This window comes from Desulfamplus magnetovallimortis, from assembly GCF_900170035.1.
Classification (GTDB): domain Bacteria; phylum Desulfobacterota; class Desulfobacteria; order Desulfobacterales; family Desulfobacteraceae; genus Desulfamplus; species Desulfamplus magnetovallimortis.
This window is the reverse complement of sequence record NZ_LT828542.1, coordinates 124,030-144,341: the sequence shown is the minus strand read 5'-3', so window position 1 is coordinate 144,341 and position 20,312 is coordinate 124,030. Positions and strand designations below refer to the sequence as shown.

The window sequence follows — 20,312 nt, the reverse complement described above, 5'->3', positions numbered from 1 at the left end:
TTTGAACCATGATTTTCTCGATTACAGGATTACCTTGATTATAATCATGTTAATCCTGTAATCCTTTTAATCATGGTTCAAAATTTTCAGAAAAATGTAAACTACTTTTGAGTAGATATGAAAGATGCCGAATTTTTACCGTGAAAACACCCCCTATCATTTTCATAATCGGGGGCGGCAGTAGAGGCAAGGTGTGCCTTGTCTCTAATGAATGACGGTTTACTCAATCAACGCAGTGGCCTTTCCGGTTTGTTTGTTGTATTTCAAAGTAACCGTAGATATTTCAAGGAGATTTAATCCAGTCTAAGTGATACCGTTTTCTTCATCATCTTCGACCATTATATCCCACAGTGCAACATTTTCATCGGATGAAAAACTTACCTCCATCTCTTCCCCATCCTCCAGAACATCATCCCCAAGCACATCTTCCTGCCAGTCGTCAGCAGCAGTAGGGCTGATAAACACGGCATTTATCTCTACCCCCTGTTTTATTTACGATGGTAAAATCCTGTAATCTCTCATGGTTTTATCTATGTGTGTTATTCTGTAATGTCAGATTAGTGTATTTCGTAAATGATATTAAAATGTTAAAATAGAAAATATTAATTTTAGAAAAAAATAAATTAATTCTTTTTTTGGCAATATTTTTTTTATTTGACAACTAAATAATGATATGGTTTTGTTATGAGTATGAATTCAGAACTACCACAAATTGGTGAACGTATTCGTTTTCTGCGCCGTTCCAGAAACTGGACACTGGCAGATCTTGCAGGAAGGATAGGTATAAAAGAAGGCCCCCTTGGCCGAATTGAGCTTGGAAAAAACCTTCCCTCTGCAAAAGTCCTTTATAATCTCTCAAAGGTTTTTGATGTCTCAGTGGATTATTTATTTAATGAAGATGCCCACTACCCCCCATCTGCATCATCCCTTGAGAAAAAGGATATCGCTTTTGTAATGCTCTCTCCGGATGATGAAAACGAGATGCAGCGTTCTCTTTTAAGTGCCTGCCAGGATATGATCAAAGCATTTCATAGCCTTGAAGGTATCTGCAATGTTCCGCGATATGCCAGACTTCCCCTCTCAATTCCCTTTGATCATGACTATGATGGCATGGACAGGCTTGCCTGTCAGATGAGAAGTTATTTCGGCATTGGTGATGCCATTGTTTTTGACTATTTTGAGCTTTTCGAGACCTTTGGACTGAGGGTTATGATCTTTCCCTTTACCCGTGGAGCAGAAGAGATTCGCAGTGTCTCGTTTTATGACTCTCTGGAGAGCAACGCATTTTTTTTCATCAATGCAAGGCACAATCCCGAGCGTCAGCTTTTTTCCCTTGCCCTTGAGCTTGGCAAAATTCTCATCTCCAACAGGATGAAGCTTCTAAAGGCTGATCTTTTTAAGGAGTCACAGGAGCCTGCTTCAAAGGAGATACGCCCCATAAATCCATCAAGGGCTGCAAAGCGTTTTGCATCTTCATTTCTCATGCCTGCCTCTGCTGTAAAATCAACAGTTGAGCAGCTTGGCATCAGCAACAGTCAATGGACATGGGAGCTTCTGCTCAGGATAAAGAACCGTTTTGGTGTCTCAGCAGAAACTTTTCTCTACAGACTCAAAGAGCTTAAGGCTATCTCTCCCGAAGTTTTAGAGGCACTTAAAAAGGATATTTACATTTTTTATGATAAAAACGGTATGATTGAACCAGGTCTGACCAGACGTTCGCAGACACCTAACGGAAGGTTTTTTGATCTCTGCCTGGCAGCAGAAGCCATCGGCTGGAAAGGGGGATTCCATAATAAAGAGGAGCAAGGAGCGATTTCGGAAGTGGTGTCGCAATACAAGGTCGTCACAAAATAAAAGGAGATAAAATGAGCATCTCAGATATTCCAAATGGTTTCAGCGACAGTGAGGTTAATGAACTGCTTTCCATCTATTGGGAAAAATTTGCGTTTTTTGCATACGATGGTTTTTCGATTAATGGCAAGGGGCTAAAAAAAATGGAGAAATGAGAAATGGAAGATATATCACCGTCTGATTTAAAAACCATATTACATTCAAAAAGAGCCAATATTTACTACATAGAGCATTGCCGGGTACTTGTAAATGGTGGTCGAGTTGAATATGTCACAGAGCAAGGGAGGGATTCCCTTTATTGGAATATTCCCATTGCAAATACCACATCCTTGTTGCTGGGGACAGGCACCTCTATTACCCAGGCAGCAATGCGTGAACTGGCAAAGGCTGGTGTGATGGTTGGATTCTGTGGGGGTGGTGGAACACCTCTGTTTGCTGCAAATGAAGTGGAAATAAATGTTTCATGGTTGTCTCCACAAAGCGAATATCGTCCTACCAATTATCTTCAGCAATGGGTCTCTTTTTGGTTTGAAGAGGAAAAGCGCCTTGAAGCAGCCAAATCATTTCAGTTGATACGCTTAGATCAGATTGAAAAACATTGGTTAAACCCTCATTTGAAACGGGAAGATCGTTTCATGGTCTCTACTCAACAACTCACTGCATTACTTGATTCCTGCCGTGATAACATAAAGAGTTGTCAGAACAACAATGAACTTATGTCACTGGAAGCAAGGCTTTCCAAAGCCCTTTATAAAATTGCAGCGGAAACGGTTCATTATGGAGATTTCTTAAGGATCAAAAAAGGGAAGGGCACTGATTTTGCCAATCGTTTTCTCGATCATGGCAACTATTTGGCTTATGGATTGGGTGCGACCGCTGCCTGGGTTCTGGGAATCCCCCATGGCCTGGCTGTGCTCCACGGCAAAACCAGAAGAGGTGGGTTGGTTTTTGACATTGCAGATTTAGTGAAAGATGCTCTTGTTTTACCGCAGGCATTTATTGCGGCAATGGCTGGAGATGAAGAGCAGGATTTCAGAAGACGCTGCATTGAAAACTTTCTCCGTGCAAGTGCCCTTGATTTGATGATTGATGCAGTAAAAGATACAGCAGAGCTTCACAGTGGGATGAAATCATGAATGTACTTTTTGTTTCTCAATGTAGTAAGCGAGCTTTGACAGAGACAAGGCGAATACTTGATCAGTTTGCGGAACGTAAAGGCACCCGAACATGGCAAACAGCGATTACCCTTCAGGGATTAAGCACTTTGAGAAAAATGCTTGCAAGGACAGCGAGGCGGAACACATCTGTAGCCTGTCATTGGATAAAAGCAGGGTATCGCACAGAACTGCTGTGGATTGTGGGAAACCTTAGAAGATTCAACGAGGTCGGTACAGTTCCCACCAACACAACCCGGCGTGATGTACTCAAGTCAATGGATGAAAATCCGTGGCACATAATTGAGGTTATCGTAATTGTCAGCTCAATTGCAGGGCTTTTCCATGATTTTGGAAAGACCGGTGCTATGTTTCAGAAAAAAGTGTGTAAGAATGCCCGAACTGCAGAGCCGTATCGTCATGAATGGCTTTCTGTCCGTCTGTTTCAGGCTTTTGTGGGGAAACTGGATGATCAGCAGTGGCTGGAAAAGATGAGTGCAATCAAAGAAGGTGATACACAGGAATTGCTCAAATCCCTTCAATGTGACTCCCTTGATAACGCAGCCGATAGAAACAATCCTTTTAAAGATATTGCTCCGTTGGCTCAGCTTGTCTGCTGGTTGATTCTATCTCACCATCGTATGCCGAAATGGCCGGGGAATCCAGGGGATGAAGGGGCACCTGGATTGCAAAAAATTGATACATGGTTATTTCGCTCTTTCAACTCTTCCTGGAATTCAGATCGTTGTCTTAAAAAAGAATTCTCAATAAAAGAGATGCAGCAGTTATGGAATTTCAATAAAGGATTGCCCTTTAAAAGTTCAACTTGGTGCCATAAGGCAAGCTCCCTTGCTCTTCGTGCATTGAATCACAAAGATGTGATCTCTGACAAACAAAATTGGTTACAAAATCCCTTTGTCATGCACATCTCCCGCATGTGCCTAATGTTGGCTGATCATATATATTCGGCTCAAATGCCAAAAGAGAAATGGCAGGAGAAAAAATATAAGGTTTTTGCCAATACCCACCGTGATACAGGAAATTTGAAACAAAAGTTAGATGAACATCTGATCGGTGTGAGTAATTATGCCATGATATTTTCAAAATTTCTTCCTTCATTGGGGAGAAATCTTCCTTCCATTAGTCGGCATAGAGGTTTTAAAAAACGTAGTTCAAATGCTCATTTTCGATGGCAGGATAAGGCATATGAGCTTGCGTGTAGCATTAGAAACCGTACCTTTGAGCATGGTTTTTTCGGGGTGAATATGGCATCAACAGGCTGTGGAAAAACCTTTGCGAATGGCCGTATTATGTATGGCTTGGCAGATGAAAATATTGGCTGTCGTTTCAATGTGGCTTTGGGCCTTCGGACATTGACTTTACAGACCGGAGATGCTTTGCGAAAACGTCTTAATTTGCATGAAGAAGATTTGGGGGTACTTGTTGGTTCCCAGGCTGCCCGAAGGCTGCACGGAATGGAGAGTGAAGAGATGGAGAATAATGGCCTTTCTTCTGTGGGGTCGGAGTCCTCGGAATCACTGTTAGGCTCTGATCAGTATCTTCGCTATGAAGGGGCTACAGATAGAGGGCCTTTTTCCAGATGGCTTCAGAGTACTCCTCAATTGCATAAACTTGTGAGTGCTCCTGTTCTCGTAAGCACCATTGATTACCTTACACCTGCAACGGAAGGTGATCGGGGCGGACGCCAGATAGGCCCCATGTTACGCCTTCTCAGCTCTGATCTTGTACTGGATGAACCAGATGATTTTGATATTTCCGATCTTCCTGCCCTCTGCCGTCTGGTCAATTGGGCAGGCCTTTTGGGTTCCAGGGTTATGATCTCTTCTGCAACCCTTCCTCCTGCCCTCATAAAAGCACTTTTTGAGGCATATCTTTCAGGACGACGGGAATATCAAAAGGGCTGGGGAGAGCCAGGCAAATCTGTGGATATCTGCTGCGGCTGGTTTGATGAACAAAATGTGTTCCATGAAAATCATGGGAATGTTGAGAGTTTCATGAATGCACATGAATCGTTTGTCGAGAAAAGGATATCCCATCTGAAAAATGCTCCCCCAATCCGTAGAGGGAGATTGCTGCCGATTGACAGTGATGAATCAGCCCCACTGAAAGTCATTGAGGCCATTGCAAAGAGTCTCCATAAAGCACAACATAAACTCCATGAAGAACATGGCCAGGAAAACCCCGAAACAGGTAAAAAGATTTCATTTGGCCTTGTTCGCATGGCCAACATAAATCCTCTGGTGGCTGTTGCCAGAAAAATAATGAGGATGGAGCCTAAGCCAGGTTTTCATCTCCATTACTGCATCTATCATGGGCGACATCCCTTGGCTGTAAGATCAAGTATGGAAAAAATGCTGGACTCCATACTTGATCGTCACCATCCACAATCTATTTGGGAAAATCCTGAAATAGTAAAGATCATTTCAAGATATCCTGAAACCCACGATCATATCTTTGTGGTGCTGGCAACCGCAGTTGCGGAAGTTGGTCGTGACCATGATTATGACTGGGCAATTGTTGAACCCAGTTCCATGCGATCAATCATACAGTTGGCCGGTCGCATACAGCGCCATCGAAAAATTGTTCCTCAATCCCCGAACCTGTTGATACTCTCAAGAAACTACAAAGGACTCATTGATACAACCGGTAAAAACCCTGTTTTTGAGAAACCTGGATTTGAAACCGTTGACTTTGGCCATAAATTCAAACTTTGTTCCCCTGATCTTCATGATCTTGTTACTGAAGAAGAGATTAATGTAATCACTTCCATACCGAGAATTTTTCAAAGATCAACTCTCTCTCCGGATGGAAGTCTGATTGACCTGGAACATGCCCATCTTGACGCAATTCTTTCCGGAGATGATACGCCTGGAAAAGCCCATGCATCCTTGTGGTGGAAGCATAATGCCCACTGGTGCTCTGAATTACAGCGTAGAACACCGTTCAGGGAATCAGCTCCGGATATCCATTATATGCTCTACTTTGAAGATGAAGGGGATAAGGCTGTTTTTTACAAATTTGGTGAGCGTGGGGCAGAGGAAGTATGTGAAAAAGAATTTCAACGTGTTGAACTTGATCTGGCGCAGGCTGTATCTCTTTGGGGTAATCATGAGCCGGAGGATATCCTGATAAAACTGGCAGAGTCTTTTGATATGGATATTCCGGATGCATGTCGTCAATTCGGTGGAGTCCGATTGATAAATAGGAATACCCCCTGGCAGTATCATCCTGCTTTGGGGGTATATGTAGAGATTGAATAGCAGCTTTTTGGAGATTCTGCCTGTACGGCAGTTTACATCAAATCTATATAAAATCTTTTCTAAGCTGCTTGTACAGCAGTTTGGAAATTATAGATGAGATGTCATAATTTGGAAAGAGCAAAAAACATTTGACAATAACTTTGGATAGTGGTTATTTTTTATAAAATATATATAAAATCTGGTTAAGCGATCGTGGCTGGAAGTCAGCCACCCCCGAATGTGGAAATTTGTATCTATTTCCATGGTAAAATAATTTATCAAGGAGGAATCATGGAAGATGAATTTGCCGATGTCATATCTCAGTATATTGATGCAAGGGCAAAGCCCAAGATTGAAAAGTTTGAAAAGGATGCTCAAAAGAAACGGGAAAAAACTGTGGCTCCTGAAGAACTGGCTCTTTTGGAAACCGATCTTTTGGAAGAGAGGCAGAAACTGGAGGAAAGGTTTGATCCTTCTGAGTGGTTGTCTGATGCAGCCAAAAGGGCAATTCAACGCCAACTAGTTACCCATGGAAGCAAATACACACATCCCGATACGAAGGGAAGTAGTCTATACTCAACTGGAGGAGATGAGAATCCTGACACCATGTCCTCCGGGTCATTTGTCAGTACATCTTCTTTAATGAATCCTGATATTGATTCTGTAGGAAATGCCGCTGCCTTGGATGTATCATCTTTCTTACAGCTATCCCATAAAGGAAAAAAATTAATTGAGTATATCCAACAAGGAGATTCATCACCATTAAAGCCTTTTGCCGTTGATGAAAGCCAGTTAAATGAATGGATGGATGCTTTTAAAATGGTGTTGTCCGGCAACCAACCTACTTCGCATACCTTGTCAAAACAGATTTATTTTCCCATCAATGATGGAGAATATCATCTGATATCGCCGTTATACCCGACATCATTTATTCAGGCCATTTATGGTCGTATTTCACAATGCCGCTTTTCTGAAACTGCCAAAGAGGCAAGAAAGGCTAAGCGGGAAAGAAAATATCACGATGAAATAGTTGTCGATTACCCCAACACTCTTGTTCAGTCGTTTGGTGGGACAAAACCACAAAATATCAGTCAATTGAACAGCAAAAGAAAGGGAAAATCCATATTGTTTAGTTGCGCGCCTCCATCCTGGCAGCAACAGCAACGGCCACCTTTGAATGTTAAAAGTGTGTTTATCTCTCACTTATTTGGAGCAAGAGTATGGAGGGATATCTTCCAGCTTAGAAAATTCCTTGAAAGTAAAGTAGATAAAGAGAGCACAATAATAATTCGTTCAAAAAGAGAAAAAATGGTTGATGGAATTATTGATCATCTTTTTCAGTATGGTGCAGAAATCCAGAACTTAAAGGAATATGCCGGATGGAGTGGCGACAGCAATTGCAAACTGAATGCCGCACAAAAACTATGGCTTGACCCATACCGTTCGGATATCGACGAAAATTTTAAACATGAGCGGGAAAAAAATGACTGGCAGGCCGAAATTGCAAACCAATTTGCTTTTTGGTTCAATAAACAAATAGATAAAAGCGATAAGTTAACACTAAGTGATGCAGAATATATTCAATGGCAGAGCCTGGTTGAGTCAAAGTTCAAATTGTTTAAAGAAGATTTGGAGGATTTTGCCTGATGGAAGATGCAATATTAATTTTACGTCATATAAAGGTGGAAAACGCCAATGCCGTTTCAGGCATTACCTGGGGATTTCCAGCTATTACAAATTTTATGGGCTTTGTCCACTCCATATCCCGAACCCTGTCATCTGAACTGAATTTGAAATTGACCGGTTGCGGTATCGTTTCGCATTCCCACCAAATTCAGTCACATCAGCCAAAGGGATGGGGTGATCATGTGTTTGCATTGACCAGAAATCCTTTGAATAAAAATGGAACTTCACCGTCATTTGTTGAAGAGGGGCGAATGCACATGGATATCTCTCTTATCATTCCTGTGGTAGGCGATCTCTATGAGGCAGGAGATGTTACAGAAATATGCAGTCGAATAAGGGACATTGTACTTACTAAAAGATTGGCAGGTGGAAGCATTTGGGATGTGGCTTCAATTGATTTGGAGGAACCTCCGGACGACATAAAAGGAATGACAATATATATCCGTAAACAAATGAAGCAGCTAATCCCAGGATTTGTGCTGGTTCAACGATCTCAGTTATTGACTGAACATTCAGAAGAAATAAGGAAAAAAGATCCTGAATCAGATGATTTAGATGCCTGGATGGATTTTTCAGCGTTAAAATTTAAAGCAGAGCGTAAAGAAAACAATCAAACTGATGATAACGAAGCAAACTGGAGTTACCAAATGAGACCCGGTAAGGGATGGCTTGTACCTATAATGATGGGGTATAGAGCTATTTCTGATCTTTATAAAGCCGGAGAAGTTGCCAGAACCCGAGACACTACAACTCCGTTTCGATTTGTTGAGGCAGTTTACAGTATTGGAGAATGGTTGAGTCCTCACCGGTTGCAAAATTTTGAACAAATGTTGTGGAGATATGATGCCCAACCTGACTCTGGATGGTATCTATGTAAAAATAATTATAACCCCCAATAAAAACATATTCTGACAAGGAGAAATGTTATGGCACTAAAAACAGCATCGGTACTTGCTTTTGAGAGAAAGTTATCAAATTCAGACGCATTAATGTATTCGGGAAATTGGCAGGAACGTGATGAAAAAAATAATTGGATACCTGTGAGAATAGCCAGTAAGGATGTCCGTGGTACCATCTCAAATCGCCTGAAAGGTGCTAAAACGGATCCTGCCAAGCTGGATGCAGAAATTCAAAAAGCTAATCTTCAACGGGTGGATGTGGCTGCACTACCTTTTGACAACGATACTCTCCGTGTTGATTTTACTTTGCGAATATTAGGAAATCTCAAAGAGCCATCAGCTTGTAATGATCAGGATTATCAGGCAGCTTTGGCAAAAGTAATTGATGAATATGCCACAAATACAGGTTTTGATACTCTGGCTGGACGTTATGCAGCCAATATTGCCAATGGTCGCTTTTTATGGCGGAATAGGATTGGTTCTGAAAAAATTAAAGTTCGGGTTCTCCATATCGAAAATAGTACTGAAAAGAGCATATGGGAATTTGATACCAATGAGTTTTCTCTTAGAAATTTCAATAAAACAAGCGATGATCTGAAAGCCTTAACTGAAGTTATCAATGATGGACTTTCTGGAGAGAGTTTTACATTTTTAAAAATTGAGGCATTTGCATTAATTGGAGGGGGGCAGGAGGTATTTCCTTCTCAGGAGTTGGTGCTTGATAATAGTTCTAATAGTAAAAAAAGCAAGGTGCTTTACCATGTAGATGAAATAGCCGCTATTCATTCCCAGAAAATTGGAAATGCTCTGCGTACTATTGACACATGGTATCCTGGAGCAGAAAGCCTTGGGCCCATCGCTGTTGAACCATATGGCTCTGTGACAAATCGCGGTAAGGCCTATCGTCAGCCTAAAGACAAAATGGATTTTTATAGTATTTTTGATAATTGGGTTATAAAAGGAAAAATGCCATCTTTAGAGCAGCAGCATTATATCATGGCTACTTTGATTCGTGGCGGTGTTTTTGGAGAAAAAGCCGATTAGAGGAGGCTGTCATGGATTTTTATATTGAAATAAAATTACTTCCGGATCCAGAATTCAAAGAAACGATTTTGATGAATATCTTGTTTTCAAAATTGCATCTTGCTTTGACTGAAAACGGTCATGGAGAGATTGGTATCAGTTTTCCCTTTTTTGAAAAGACCTTGGGAGATACGATAAGGATTCACGGTAGCTCAAGTGCTTTAGAGCGCATTCAAATAATAAACTGGTTACAGGGACTTCAAGATTATATTAATATGTCGGACATTCTCAGGGTACCTGCCCTTACCAACTTTCGTATTGTGAAACGTATTCAAACTAAAAGCAGTATAGAGCGTTTGTACAGACGATCAATAAAAAAAGGATGGATAACTTCGGAAGAAGCCGAGAAAAGAATTCGAGAGCAGAAAGTTCAACGACTCAAATCCCCTTATGTACAAATTAAGAGTCTTTCAACGGGTCAATATTTCCCTTTATTCATAAATCATGGTGAAATTTTGAAATCGTCTGTGAGAGGTGAATTCTCTGCATATGGCCTAAGTGTTGCCAATGCTACCATTCCATGGTTTTGACCTTTTTTTTCGTTTTTTTATAACATGTTAATTTTTAAGTTTTTTTTAGAACCAGCGCTAAAAAGGGTTTATCTTATATTTTGTTAAAATATTGATTTTAAATCAATACCTTGGGATAGGAGTGGTGCAGTAAACTGCCGCACAGGCAGCTTAGAAACGCACAGCTTGAAATTTACTTTGAACCCGAAAGTAAACTGCCGCACAGGCAGCTTAGAAATGAAAAGAGCAGGCTCCTTACCCATTTCAAAAGTAAACTGCCGCACAGGCAGCTTAGAAAATAATCGCCTCCACATCCTGCCATGTCAATTTGTAAACTGCCGCACAGGCAGCTTAGAAAGTACATATAACCCCGATGCCAGGGAGATCATAGTAAACTGCCGCACAGGCAGCTTAGAAAACATAATTATTACAAAAAAATTATGAGGCTTCGTAAACTGCCGCACAGGCAGCTTAGAAAACAGCAGGGGATGATTGACTATAACTACAAAAGTAAACTGCCGCACAGGCAGCTTAGAAAAACACTGCCCCGACACTATCCAGCACTGCTCCGTAAACTGCCGCACAGGCAGCTTAGAAATATCTTCATAGCGGTACAGATGAGGAATATGCGTAAACTGCCGCACAGGCAGCTTAGAAAATCAGACCCGCCGCCTGTAATAGCACCTTTACGTAAACTGCCGCACAGGCAGCTTAGAAATGTCAAAAACAGGCTTGAGTGTTTCAGAGTCAGTAAACTGCCGCACAGGCAGCTTAGAAAAGATAGACACCACAGGCATTGAGCCGGCCTTGGTAAACTGCCGCACAGGCAGCTTAGAAAAGGCATCCATAGACACTGTTAAACAAGAGCTTGTAAACTGCCGCACAGGCAGCTTAGAAAATACGGAAAGACATCAGGCATCACCTGGAATAGTAAACTGCCGCACAGGCAGCTTAGAAAACAGTTGACGGCATTGAGTATGAGTTCATGGAGTAAACTGCCGCACAGGCAGCTTAGAAAAAAACAGCATCAATGACAATCTCAGAAGATGAGTAAACTGCCGCACAGGCAGCTTAGAAAAAAATAATTGGATTTAAAAGCAATCCTAAACGTAAACTGCCGCACAGGCAGCTTAGAAATGGTTGGATGTTGAAATATTGAGACTCACCAGGTAAACTGCCGCACAGGCAGCTTAGAAATCTATGATGACACAGATATTTTGCCGCTTGATGTAAACTGCCGCACAGGCAGCTTAGAAAATCGAATGAGAGAAGAGTGTGTTCTCCAGGTGGTAAACTGCCGCACAGGCAGCTTAGAAATCTTGAGTCATATCAGATGACCATAGGCAATAGTAAACTGCCGCACAGGCAGCTTAGAAATATATCACATGGGTTTTCGAACGAAAAAATTAGTAAACTGCCGCACAGGCAGCTTAGAAAAAGCTGTTGCTATTCTCCGTGATATTTTCCCAGTAAACTGCCGCACAGGCAGCTTAGAAACAAGTATTTTCCTGTAATTCCGAGATTATCAAGTAAACTGCCGCACAGGCAGCTTAGAAAGGCATCAAGAGAAATTATTGTTTGTGCAATTCGTAAACTGCCGCACAGGCAGCTTAGAAATGGGACAAATCAGGCATCAATCAGTATTTCACGTAAACTGCCGCACAGGCAGCTTAGAAAAGCCTGGGGACAACCAACGTGGTATCCTGAAAGTAAACTGCCGCACAGGCAGCTTAGAAAATCAGGCAAACCACTCCCTGGAGGATTGCAGAGTAAACTGCCGCACAGGCAGCTTAGAAAAGAATGAAAAATTATGAAAACGCTATGTGGATGTAAACTGCCGCACAGGCAGCTTAGAAAAGGTGGGGAGTGAATCTCTTCAGGCCGGTTGGTAAACTGCCGCACAGGCAGCTTAGAAATCCTGGAATTCCTCGTCTATCTTTTCAATTAAGTAAACTGCCGCACAGGCAGCTTAGAAAACAAATAAAAATTGTAATAAATACCGGCTGCTGTAAACTGCCGCACAGGCAGCTTAGAAAATTGAGAAAGCAAAAAAGATACTATCAAAGGAGTAAACTGCCGCACAGGCAGCTTAGAAAATATAGTCAAAGCCATGTTGGATACAATGGAAGTAAACTGCCGCACAGGCAGCTTAGAAAACAGGTATCCAAAAGGGACAGGATTCCGCTTTGTAAACTGCCGCACAGGCAGCTTAGAAAACAATGTCTGCAAACATACCAAATATCCACAAGTAAACTGCCGCACAGGCAGCTTAGAAATTTCCGGCATCTTTGCCCGTATGCCGAAACTTGTAAACTGCCGCACAGGCAGCTTAGAAATTGGTTGCACAAGAGCGAAAATGGGATTGCAAGTAAACTGCCGCACAGGCAGCTTAGAAATTAAACCATTTATAATCAAGCGTATAACCAAAGTAAACTGCCGCACAGGCAGCTTAGAAATGCTACAGGACATAGAAATTTTAATACAATCAGTAAACTGCCGCACAGGCAGCTTAGAAAAGCTTGTATCCTGGCGCTCACATAGTGCTCTGGTAAACTGCCGCACAGGCAGCTTAGAAATTTCCGATGAGTTCGAGGGGGACTATCTCACAGTAAACTGCCGCACAGGCAGCTTAGAAAATACATCGTAACCGTTTATTTTGCTTCTCAAAGTAAACTGCCGCACAGGCAGCTTAGAAAATATGTTCCCCTGGGAGACATTGCCCATTTCAGTAAACTGCCGCACAGGCAGCTTAGAAATTATAATTTCTATTGTCAATAATCTTGACAATGTAAACTGCCGCACAGGCAGCTTAGAAACTCACCCACGCCCGTGTGGGGCAGACGTGTGGGTAAACTGCCGCACAGGCAGCTTAGAAATTCCGGTAAGCCTCTCCCCGGTGGCTTGCAGAGTAAACTGCCGCACAGGCAGCTTAGAAAATCAATCAGAACTGACTCAAGGCCAATGAGCAGTAAACTGCCGCACAGGCAGCTTAGAAATGTGTGAAAACAGCATTGATGAAAGGATTATGGTAAACTGCCGCACAGGCAGCTTAGAAAATCGAAGAAATAACCACTATTCAGATTGAATCGTAAACTGCCGCACAGGCAGCTTAGAAAATCAGCCCATACTCCATAATCCGCTGATCCGGGTAAACTGCCGCACAGGCAGCTTAGAAAGAACCTGGCATCAATACCCACATTTTTTCGTTGGTAAACTGCCGCACAGGCAGCTTAGAAAATATGTTCCCCTGGGAGACATTGCCCATTTCAGTAAACTGCCGCACAGGCAGCTTAGAAAAGAAGTATGTCTCTTCAGTCATTGACATTTCAGTAAACTGCCGCACAGGCAGCTTAGAAAAAATGCATCTGTACGTTTTTTGAAAAGATCACGTAAACTGCCGCACAGGCAGCTTAGAAAATTGCCAGGCAAGATCAGGATAATGAAACCGAGTAAACTGCCGCACAGGCAGCTTAGAAAATTTATAATCAAGATTGTAACTGAAATACATTGTAAACTGCCGCACAGGCAGCTTAGAAATCACTTGTATATATACGGTTAATATTAACGCTGTAAACTGCCGCACAGGCAGCTTAGAAAAGTGTTCAACTCGTTCCGGCTTCTGTCTCTCCGTAAACTGCCGCACAGGCAGCTTAGAAAAGCAGGGATTATAAGGCCATACATTAGGGTTAGTAAACTGCCGCACAGGCAGCTTAGAAATCTAATGTCGGAGTTGAATTGATGTAAATTTTGTAAACTGCCGCACAGGCAGCTTAGAAACAATAGTTTTTGGCTTTGTTGTAGGTTGGCATGTAAACTGCCGCACAGGCAGCTTAGAAATCCGCAAAATTGACACACATACCAAACGTCAAGTAAACTGCCGCACAGGCAGCTTAGAAACTGTCGGGTTGACAGCCGATAAGAAGGGGCACAGTAAACTGCCGCACAGGCAGCTTAGAAATATGAAGAGAAAAAAGGCGAGTTGATATCTAAGTAAACTGCCGCACAGGCAGCTTAGAAAACATATTTGTTTGTTCTATGCGCTGTGTCTAAGTAAACTGCCGCACAGGCAGCTTAGAAACTTAATTTTTCCGCCTTGCTTCTATAAATGGAAGTAAACTGCCGCACAGGCAGCTTAGAAATTGGTATATCTCACTAAAATCAAGGTTGGCGGGTAAACTGCCGCACAGGCAGCTTAGAAATGCGGCACAGCATAAGGCCGGATGGAATACATGTAAACTGCCGCACAGGCAGCTTAGAAACTGTTGACGGTTCAAACAGGCGGTTAAAAATTGTAAACTGCCGCACAGGCAGCTTAGAAATTGTTATGATCTCAAGGGAGCCCTGGCCCCTTGTAAACTGCCGCACAGGCAGCTTAGAAATGTTCTGCTTCAGCTTGTGCCTTTGCCTGGTGGTAAACTGCCGCACAGGCAGCTTAGAAAATTGATGACGCCATGTAACTCGATTTAAGCACGTAAACTGCCGCACAGGCAGCTTAGAAAAATGTCATTTTAACTCTGAATATCCGATCAACGTAAACTGCCGCACAGGCAGCTTAGAAAATGAAAGTTGATGGAAGATGACCTTTAAGGTCGTAAACTGCCGCACAGGCAGCTTAGAAAGGATTATTAAGGCTCCAAAGTCGAGAAAGTCAGTAAACTGCCGCACAGGCAGCTTAGAAAGTACAGATCAAAAAACATGGCAGCAATAACAAGTAAACTGCCGCACAGGCAGCTTAGAAAATATTCAAACGATGATGAAAGGCATCTTTCAAGTAAACTGCCGCACAGGCAGCTTAGAAATTACAACGTCTGTCCATACGTCTGGATGGTTTGTAAACTGCCGCACAGGCAGCTTAGAAATCGCCGTGAAAATTCAAAAGGAAAAACTATTAGTAAACTGCCGCACAGGCAGCTTAGAAATTTCAAATGACCAGCAGGCGGCGGCGACGGCTGTAAACTGCCGCACAGGCAGCTTAGAAAAGGATTTTTAAAAAACCGTGTCGATTTCATGAGTAAACTGCCGCACAGGCAGCTTAGAAATACAATATCAATTGCAGAGACATCAAGAGTGAGTAAACTGCCGCACAGGCAGCTTAGAAAGCTACACAAAGAGCGGATTCAAGACAAAAAAGTAAACTGCCGCACAGGCAGCTTAGAAATTGACTACCCAGATAATTTGACGGTATTTTTGGTAAACTGCCGCACAGGCAGCTTAGAAATGTTGTCATTGAGCAGGGCAGATGGTTAGCTCGTAAACTGCCGCACAGGCAGCTTAGAAATTTAATTCATAAGCGTTACAAACAGCATTGTCGTAAACTGCCGCACAGGCAGCTTAGAAAACGCATCAACATTATTGTGACAATGTATCAATGTAAACTGCCGCACAGGCAGCTTAGAAAAATGGTAAAACATAAATACTTAATGCCATTAAGTAAACTGCCGCACAGGCAGCTTAGAAATCTGTGCTGCCCGTACTCCGTCTGTGTCATGTGTAAACTGCCGCACAGGCAGCTTAGAAATGTATACCCCTGCCGTTTTTTGGCTTTCAATTGTAAACTGCCGCACAGGCAGCTTAGAAATATAAAGAATATGCCCTGAAGCTGTTTAATCTGTAAACTGCCGCACAGGCAGCTTAGAAATACCTGAAGACTCCAAAGAAACGGAGTCGAAAGTAAACTGCCGCACAGGCAGCTTAGAAAATGCCAGTCTTGACGATCTGCTTAAACGTCTCGTAAACTGCCGCACAGGCAGCTTAGAAAATTAAATGATAAACTTGCTTTTGTGTTTGCAAGTAAACTGCCGCACAGGCAGCTTAGAAAACAAAAATACTCCCAATGATCATACCAACAACGTAAACTGCCGCACAGGCAGCTTAGAAACTGGTGATAACTATCTCCCTGCAACTCTCAATGTAAACTGCCGCACAGGCAGCTTAGAAAAAAAAGAGAAGGCATTTACCTTGTAACTATATGTAAACTGCCGCACAGGCAGCTTAGAAATTCCGCAACACCGGAGTTTACTTATCCCTTTTGTAAACTGCCGCACAGGCAGCTTAGAAATTGCTGCACTTAGGAGAATGGGATATTCAAAAGTAAACTGCCGCACAGGCAGCTTAGAAACTGTCCACATTCCGCTGCTCTCTCAATGCCAGGTAAACTGCCGCACAGGCAGCTTAGAAAATTGTAAGAAGCAAATACAAACGCTAATTTGTGTAAACTGCCGCACAGGCAGCTTAGAAAATGCACCTATTGAGAAAAAACGGGCAGAATCTGTAAACTGCCGCACAGGCAGCTTAGAAAATAATCTCCATCTCACGCCCATATAGTCCTCTGTAAACTGCCGCACAGGCAGCTTAGAAAAAGTGGGTAACATGTCCTCATTGTGGTGAAAAGTAAACTGCCGCACAGGCAGCTTAGAAAATCAAAAGTTACATGGTAAATTGCACCACCCTGTAAACTGCCGCACAGGCAGCTTAGAAAAGAAGCAGAGCTAAAAAAAACAGGAACACGCCGTAAACTGCCGCACAGGCAGCTTAGAAAAGGTGGTTGCTGCATCAATAACAGCCTGCACAGTAAACTGCCGCACAGGCAGCTTAGAAAATGTAGCCGCTTTACTCTCCTACCATTTAAGCGTAAACTGCCGCACAGGCAGCTTAGAAAGACAAAATACATGAGACCGGAGCACCGGAAAAGTAAACTGCCGCACAGGCAGCTTAGAAATTGATGCTGTAGGCGCAATCCAGGCAATCCAGGTAAACTGCCGCACAGGCAGCTTAGAAAAGGAACTCGCAGCATCAATAACAGCTTGCACAGTAAACTGCCGCACAGGCAGCTTAGAAAGTGGAGACTTTTGGGAAGAAACACGGCAAAAAGTAAACTGCCGCACAGGCAGCTTAGAAAATGTAACTTAATTTAAGCACAAAAACACAACAGTAAACTGCCGCACAGGCAGCTTAGAAAACAGGCACATTTTCATTGTCGTTCACAGCATCGTAAACTGCCGCACAGGCAGCTTAGAAATTGAAATCATGCCTCATGTTGTCAATTTACCCGTAAACTGCCGCACAGGCAGCTTAGAAAAACACAGCAACAGTTGAAGTTGGTGACACAATGTAAACTGCCGCACAGGCAGCTTAGAAAGGCGTGAACTCGAGGCAAGCGTTGGTGTATTTGTAAACTGCCGCACAGGCAGCTTAGAAAAAGAGCATGGAGTATATGCAAAGGCTCATCATGTAAACTGCCGCACAGGCAGCTTAGAAATTATGTGTGTCTGGTACTGACATAGTACCGTTGGTAAACTGCCGCACAGGCAGCTTAGAAACTTGCCAATAACACGTATATTCTGCTCTGTGGGTAAACTGCCGCACAGGCAGCTTAGAAAAGGTCAATACATGCCTGTCTGTATGATACACCGTAAACTGCCGCACAGGTGATAGTTATCTCGATATTTGATGGAAGTCTGCTTTATTTTTTTGCAATCTATTTTATGGAAAATCTTTAGACACCCTGTCGTTCCTAACTTTTCATTATACTTTAGGGGTGTTCACTCCTTCACCAATTAACTTGAAAGAATCCATGATAAATGAGGGATAAGTTTGCTAAATTGATTTTAGTTACAGATAGAGGTAAAATTCTTAGAACGCATTTCCATGCCCTTGGGTATAGTGTGAATTTGTTGATTTGAGATATTTTTGTTAACTTTCCCATCTACACCCTGGGGGGAGTGTATCTATCCTTCTGTAATTAAAATAATTAAGTTTTCACCCTGATTTTCATTAAAATACACCTTTTAAGAAAAGTCCAGGTGCTTTGAGGCAAAAAGGTCAGGAAGCTGCTGCAATTTTTACATTTTGGTGGTCATCAAGGATTGGATATCTTTTATGTAGCTGACGAAGCACTTTTGTCATACTCTTACGATTTGTTGCTCCATTGAGAGCCGGCATAGGTCTATTGGTTGCAATGCAGTATAATGGGAGCAGGTTAGAGCAATCAGGGATTGGCAAACCCTGATTGCTAAGACAGGCATTAAGAATGATTTCAATGCGTTTGAGCTGTTTTCCCCTGGAATCTAATACATTGGAATGATGCTTGATCATGGCATAGTAGTAATAAAGATTGAAGACGCGGGCAATTGCAAAGATGTCTATTTTAAGATTATATTTGAGTACTATGTGCCATAAAAAATTTGTTAAATTGAATGTAAAATAATGAAAATTATAGCGAAAATTAGGAGTTTTTTTTTGTATGAATTCAATATTATTCTTTATTCTTTTATCAAGAGAACGATAATACTCTTTTAATTCATTGTTCTCTTTTTTAATCTGGTCTATCTTTTTTTCGGTGTTATCCATCTCTTCAAGCTTGGTTTTCAGTTCTTTTAGCTCACATTCTTTTCTGCAAAGCTCCATGACCGTGTCTGTCATTTCGTGATTATAATGATTAATTATAGACAATAGCTTGGATATTCTTTCTCTTCGATATTCCAGTGTCTCGGCTCTCTTTGTGAAGAATAACCAGAAGAAAAAACCAGGTGCCTGTTTTTTTTGAATTTTTAAATGCCTGTCAAAGTCTTTTCTTGGAGGCTGTTTTTCAACGGACTCCACCAGGTTTATGCGTATATGAGTTTTGAAATTAAACAGGAATATGTTTGCCAGATTTTGTTTGTATTGCAGGAGAATTTCTAAAAGCTTGCTTTTTCCCTTATTATGGAGCAGGGGTTCGACTACAGAGGTTTTTTGATTGATCGAAAGATTCATTTTTTGGGCATCCTCACCTAAATAAGAACTCCGTTAGACAAAAAATGTCAGATTTTTAATAAATCAAAACCGTTTTAGAGATCATTATTCTGGTAAAGCAAAAATTGCGCCTTATCTTTGCTAATCTTGGGAATCCTGATTCAGACAGTGTTGACAAGGCTTACAAGATCATAGGTGTTAACTTTGAGTGATGATCAAACCTTGTGAGACCTGCTTCCACAGCAATTCGAATGGCTTCACGATGCTCTTTCAATGTTGGACGCCGTGATAGAAACTCTTTTTGATAGGCAGTTCCACATGGACGATATTGGGACATTATATTGACATAGGTTTTTTTAGATACTTTGTTGCTCAAAAATCCCATAGCCCCTCTTGTTCCAGCCAATCCTTCAGGCAACACAAGATGTCTCACAATAAGCCCCCTTTGGGCAATCCCAAAATCATCCACTGTAAGGTCGCCCACCTGTCTGTACATCTCAAGGAGAGCTTTTTTTATCACATCAGGATAGTCTCGGGGTACTTCTGCAAGCTCTGCTGCTTCTGTGTCATTAAATTTAAAATCCGGCATATAGATATCAATAACACCTTCCAGCAGCTTCAATGTTTCAATGGAATCATAACCGCCTGTATTGTAAACAAGAGGAATTGACAAGCCTTGTGAAATTGCAATTTGCAATGCCAAAAGAATTTGGGGTACAACATGGGAAGGGGTAACCAAATTGATATTGTGGCATCCCTGCTTCTGAAGGGTCAGCATCATAAAGGCAAGCTGATCAGCAGTAACAGCTTGCCCCTCTCCTTTATGGCTGATCTCATAATTTTGGCAAAAATTACATAACATATTACAAAAAGAAAAAAAGATGGTACCGGAACCGTTTTGGCCGACCAGAGGGGCTTCTTCACCAAAGTGTGCATCATAGCTGTAAACAATAGCTTCTTTTCCTGTCATACAAAAACCGGTTTCTCCGGAGGTTCTGTCTATACAGCACTGCCTTGGGCAGAGATTACAGCACTTCAGGCCATCATAGGCCAATGTTATTTTTTCATCAAGAATGCCATTATTGGCAATTTTTATATAAGCTGGCTCAAAGTTCATATAAGCCCCCCTTATTCTTA

Annotated in this window: 11 protein-coding genes and 1 CRISPR repeat array; of the genes, 8 read left to right on the top strand and 3 right to left on the bottom strand. The window is 42.0% G+C overall.

The features are described from left to right. Positions 1 to 303: 303 nt before the first annotated feature. Positions 304 to 465, bottom strand: a complete 162-nt coding sequence (locus MTBBW1_RS28240; protein ID WP_186441143.1) for a hypothetical protein — start codon at positions 463 to 465, stop codon at positions 304 to 306. A 219-nt stretch (positions 466 to 684) separates the two neighbouring features. On the opposite strand from MTBBW1_RS28240, the gene MTBBW1_RS07375 reads away from it, so the two are divergent. From MTBBW1_RS07375 to cas6f, 8 genes are all read left to right on the top strand, one after another. Next, positions 685 to 1,854, top strand: a complete 1,170-nt coding sequence (locus MTBBW1_RS07375) for a helix-turn-helix domain-containing protein (protein WP_087881732.1) — start codon at positions 685 to 687, stop codon at positions 1,852 to 1,854. A gap of 11 nt (positions 1,855 to 1,865) precedes the next feature. Beyond that, complete coding sequence (locus MTBBW1_RS28235) at positions 1,866 to 2,006, top strand: hypothetical protein (RefSeq protein WP_186441142.1); 141 nt, start codon at positions 1,866 to 1,868, stop codon at positions 2,004 to 2,006. Between the two features lie 3 nt (positions 2,007 to 2,009). After that, a complete protein-coding gene (gene cas1f / locus MTBBW1_RS07370) occupies positions 2,010 to 2,987 on the top strand; it encodes a type I-F CRISPR-associated endonuclease Cas1f (RefSeq protein ID WP_080801373.1) in 978 nt (325 codons plus the stop codon). Next, the gene (gene cas3f, locus MTBBW1_RS07365; protein WP_080801370.1) at positions 2,984 to 6,286 is read left to right on the top strand and encodes a type I-F CRISPR-associated helicase Cas3f; all 3,303 of its coding nucleotides are present in this window, start codon (positions 2,984 to 2,986) and stop codon (positions 6,284 to 6,286) included. Before cas1f ends, cas3f begins: the two co-directional genes overlap by 4 nt. A gap of 375 nt (positions 6,287 to 6,661) precedes the next feature. Then, positions 6,662 to 7,912: a type I-F CRISPR-associated protein Csy1 gene (csy1, locus tag MTBBW1_RS07360; RefSeq protein ID WP_222424007.1), complete on the top strand. Its 1,251-nt coding sequence runs from the start codon at positions 6,662 to 6,664 to the stop codon at positions 7,910 to 7,912. Beyond that, positions 7,912 to 8,850, top strand: coding sequence for a type I-F CRISPR-associated protein Csy2 (gene csy2 / locus MTBBW1_RS07355; RefSeq protein WP_080801365.1), 939 nt, complete (start codon positions 7,912 to 7,914; stop codon positions 8,848 to 8,850). Before csy1 ends, csy2 begins: the two co-directional genes overlap by 1 nt. 27 nt (positions 8,851 to 8,877) lie before the next feature. Then, complete coding sequence (gene csy3, locus MTBBW1_RS07350; RefSeq protein WP_080801362.1) at positions 8,878 to 9,894, top strand: type I-F CRISPR-associated protein Csy3; 1,017 nt, start codon at positions 8,878 to 8,880, stop codon at positions 9,892 to 9,894. A gap of 11 nt (positions 9,895 to 9,905) precedes the next feature. Further along, the gene (gene cas6f / locus MTBBW1_RS07345) at positions 9,906 to 10,463 is read left to right on the top strand and encodes a type I-F CRISPR-associated endoribonuclease Cas6/Csy4 (RefSeq protein ID WP_080801360.1); all 558 of its coding nucleotides are present in this window, start codon (positions 9,906 to 9,908) and stop codon (positions 10,461 to 10,463) included. 129 nt (positions 10,464 to 10,592) lie between these two features. Continuing rightward, a CRISPR array of direct repeats spans positions 10,593 to 17,821; the repeat unit is 28 nt; unit sequence GTAAACTGCCGCACAGGCAGCTTAGAAA. Positions 17,822 to 18,263: 442 nt separating this feature from the next. Here the strand turns inward: cas6f and MTBBW1_RS07340 are convergent. Then, positions 18,264 to 19,196, bottom strand: a complete 933-nt coding sequence (locus MTBBW1_RS07340; protein WP_080801357.1) for a hypothetical protein — start codon at positions 19,194 to 19,196, stop codon at positions 18,264 to 18,266. A 160-nt stretch (positions 19,197 to 19,356) separates the two neighbouring features. Beyond that, the gene (locus MTBBW1_RS07335) at positions 19,357 to 20,292 is read right to left on the bottom strand and encodes a radical SAM protein (RefSeq protein WP_080801354.1); all 936 of its coding nucleotides are present in this window, start codon (positions 20,290 to 20,292) and stop codon (positions 19,357 to 19,359) included. Positions 20,293 to 20,312 lie beyond the last annotated feature (20 nt).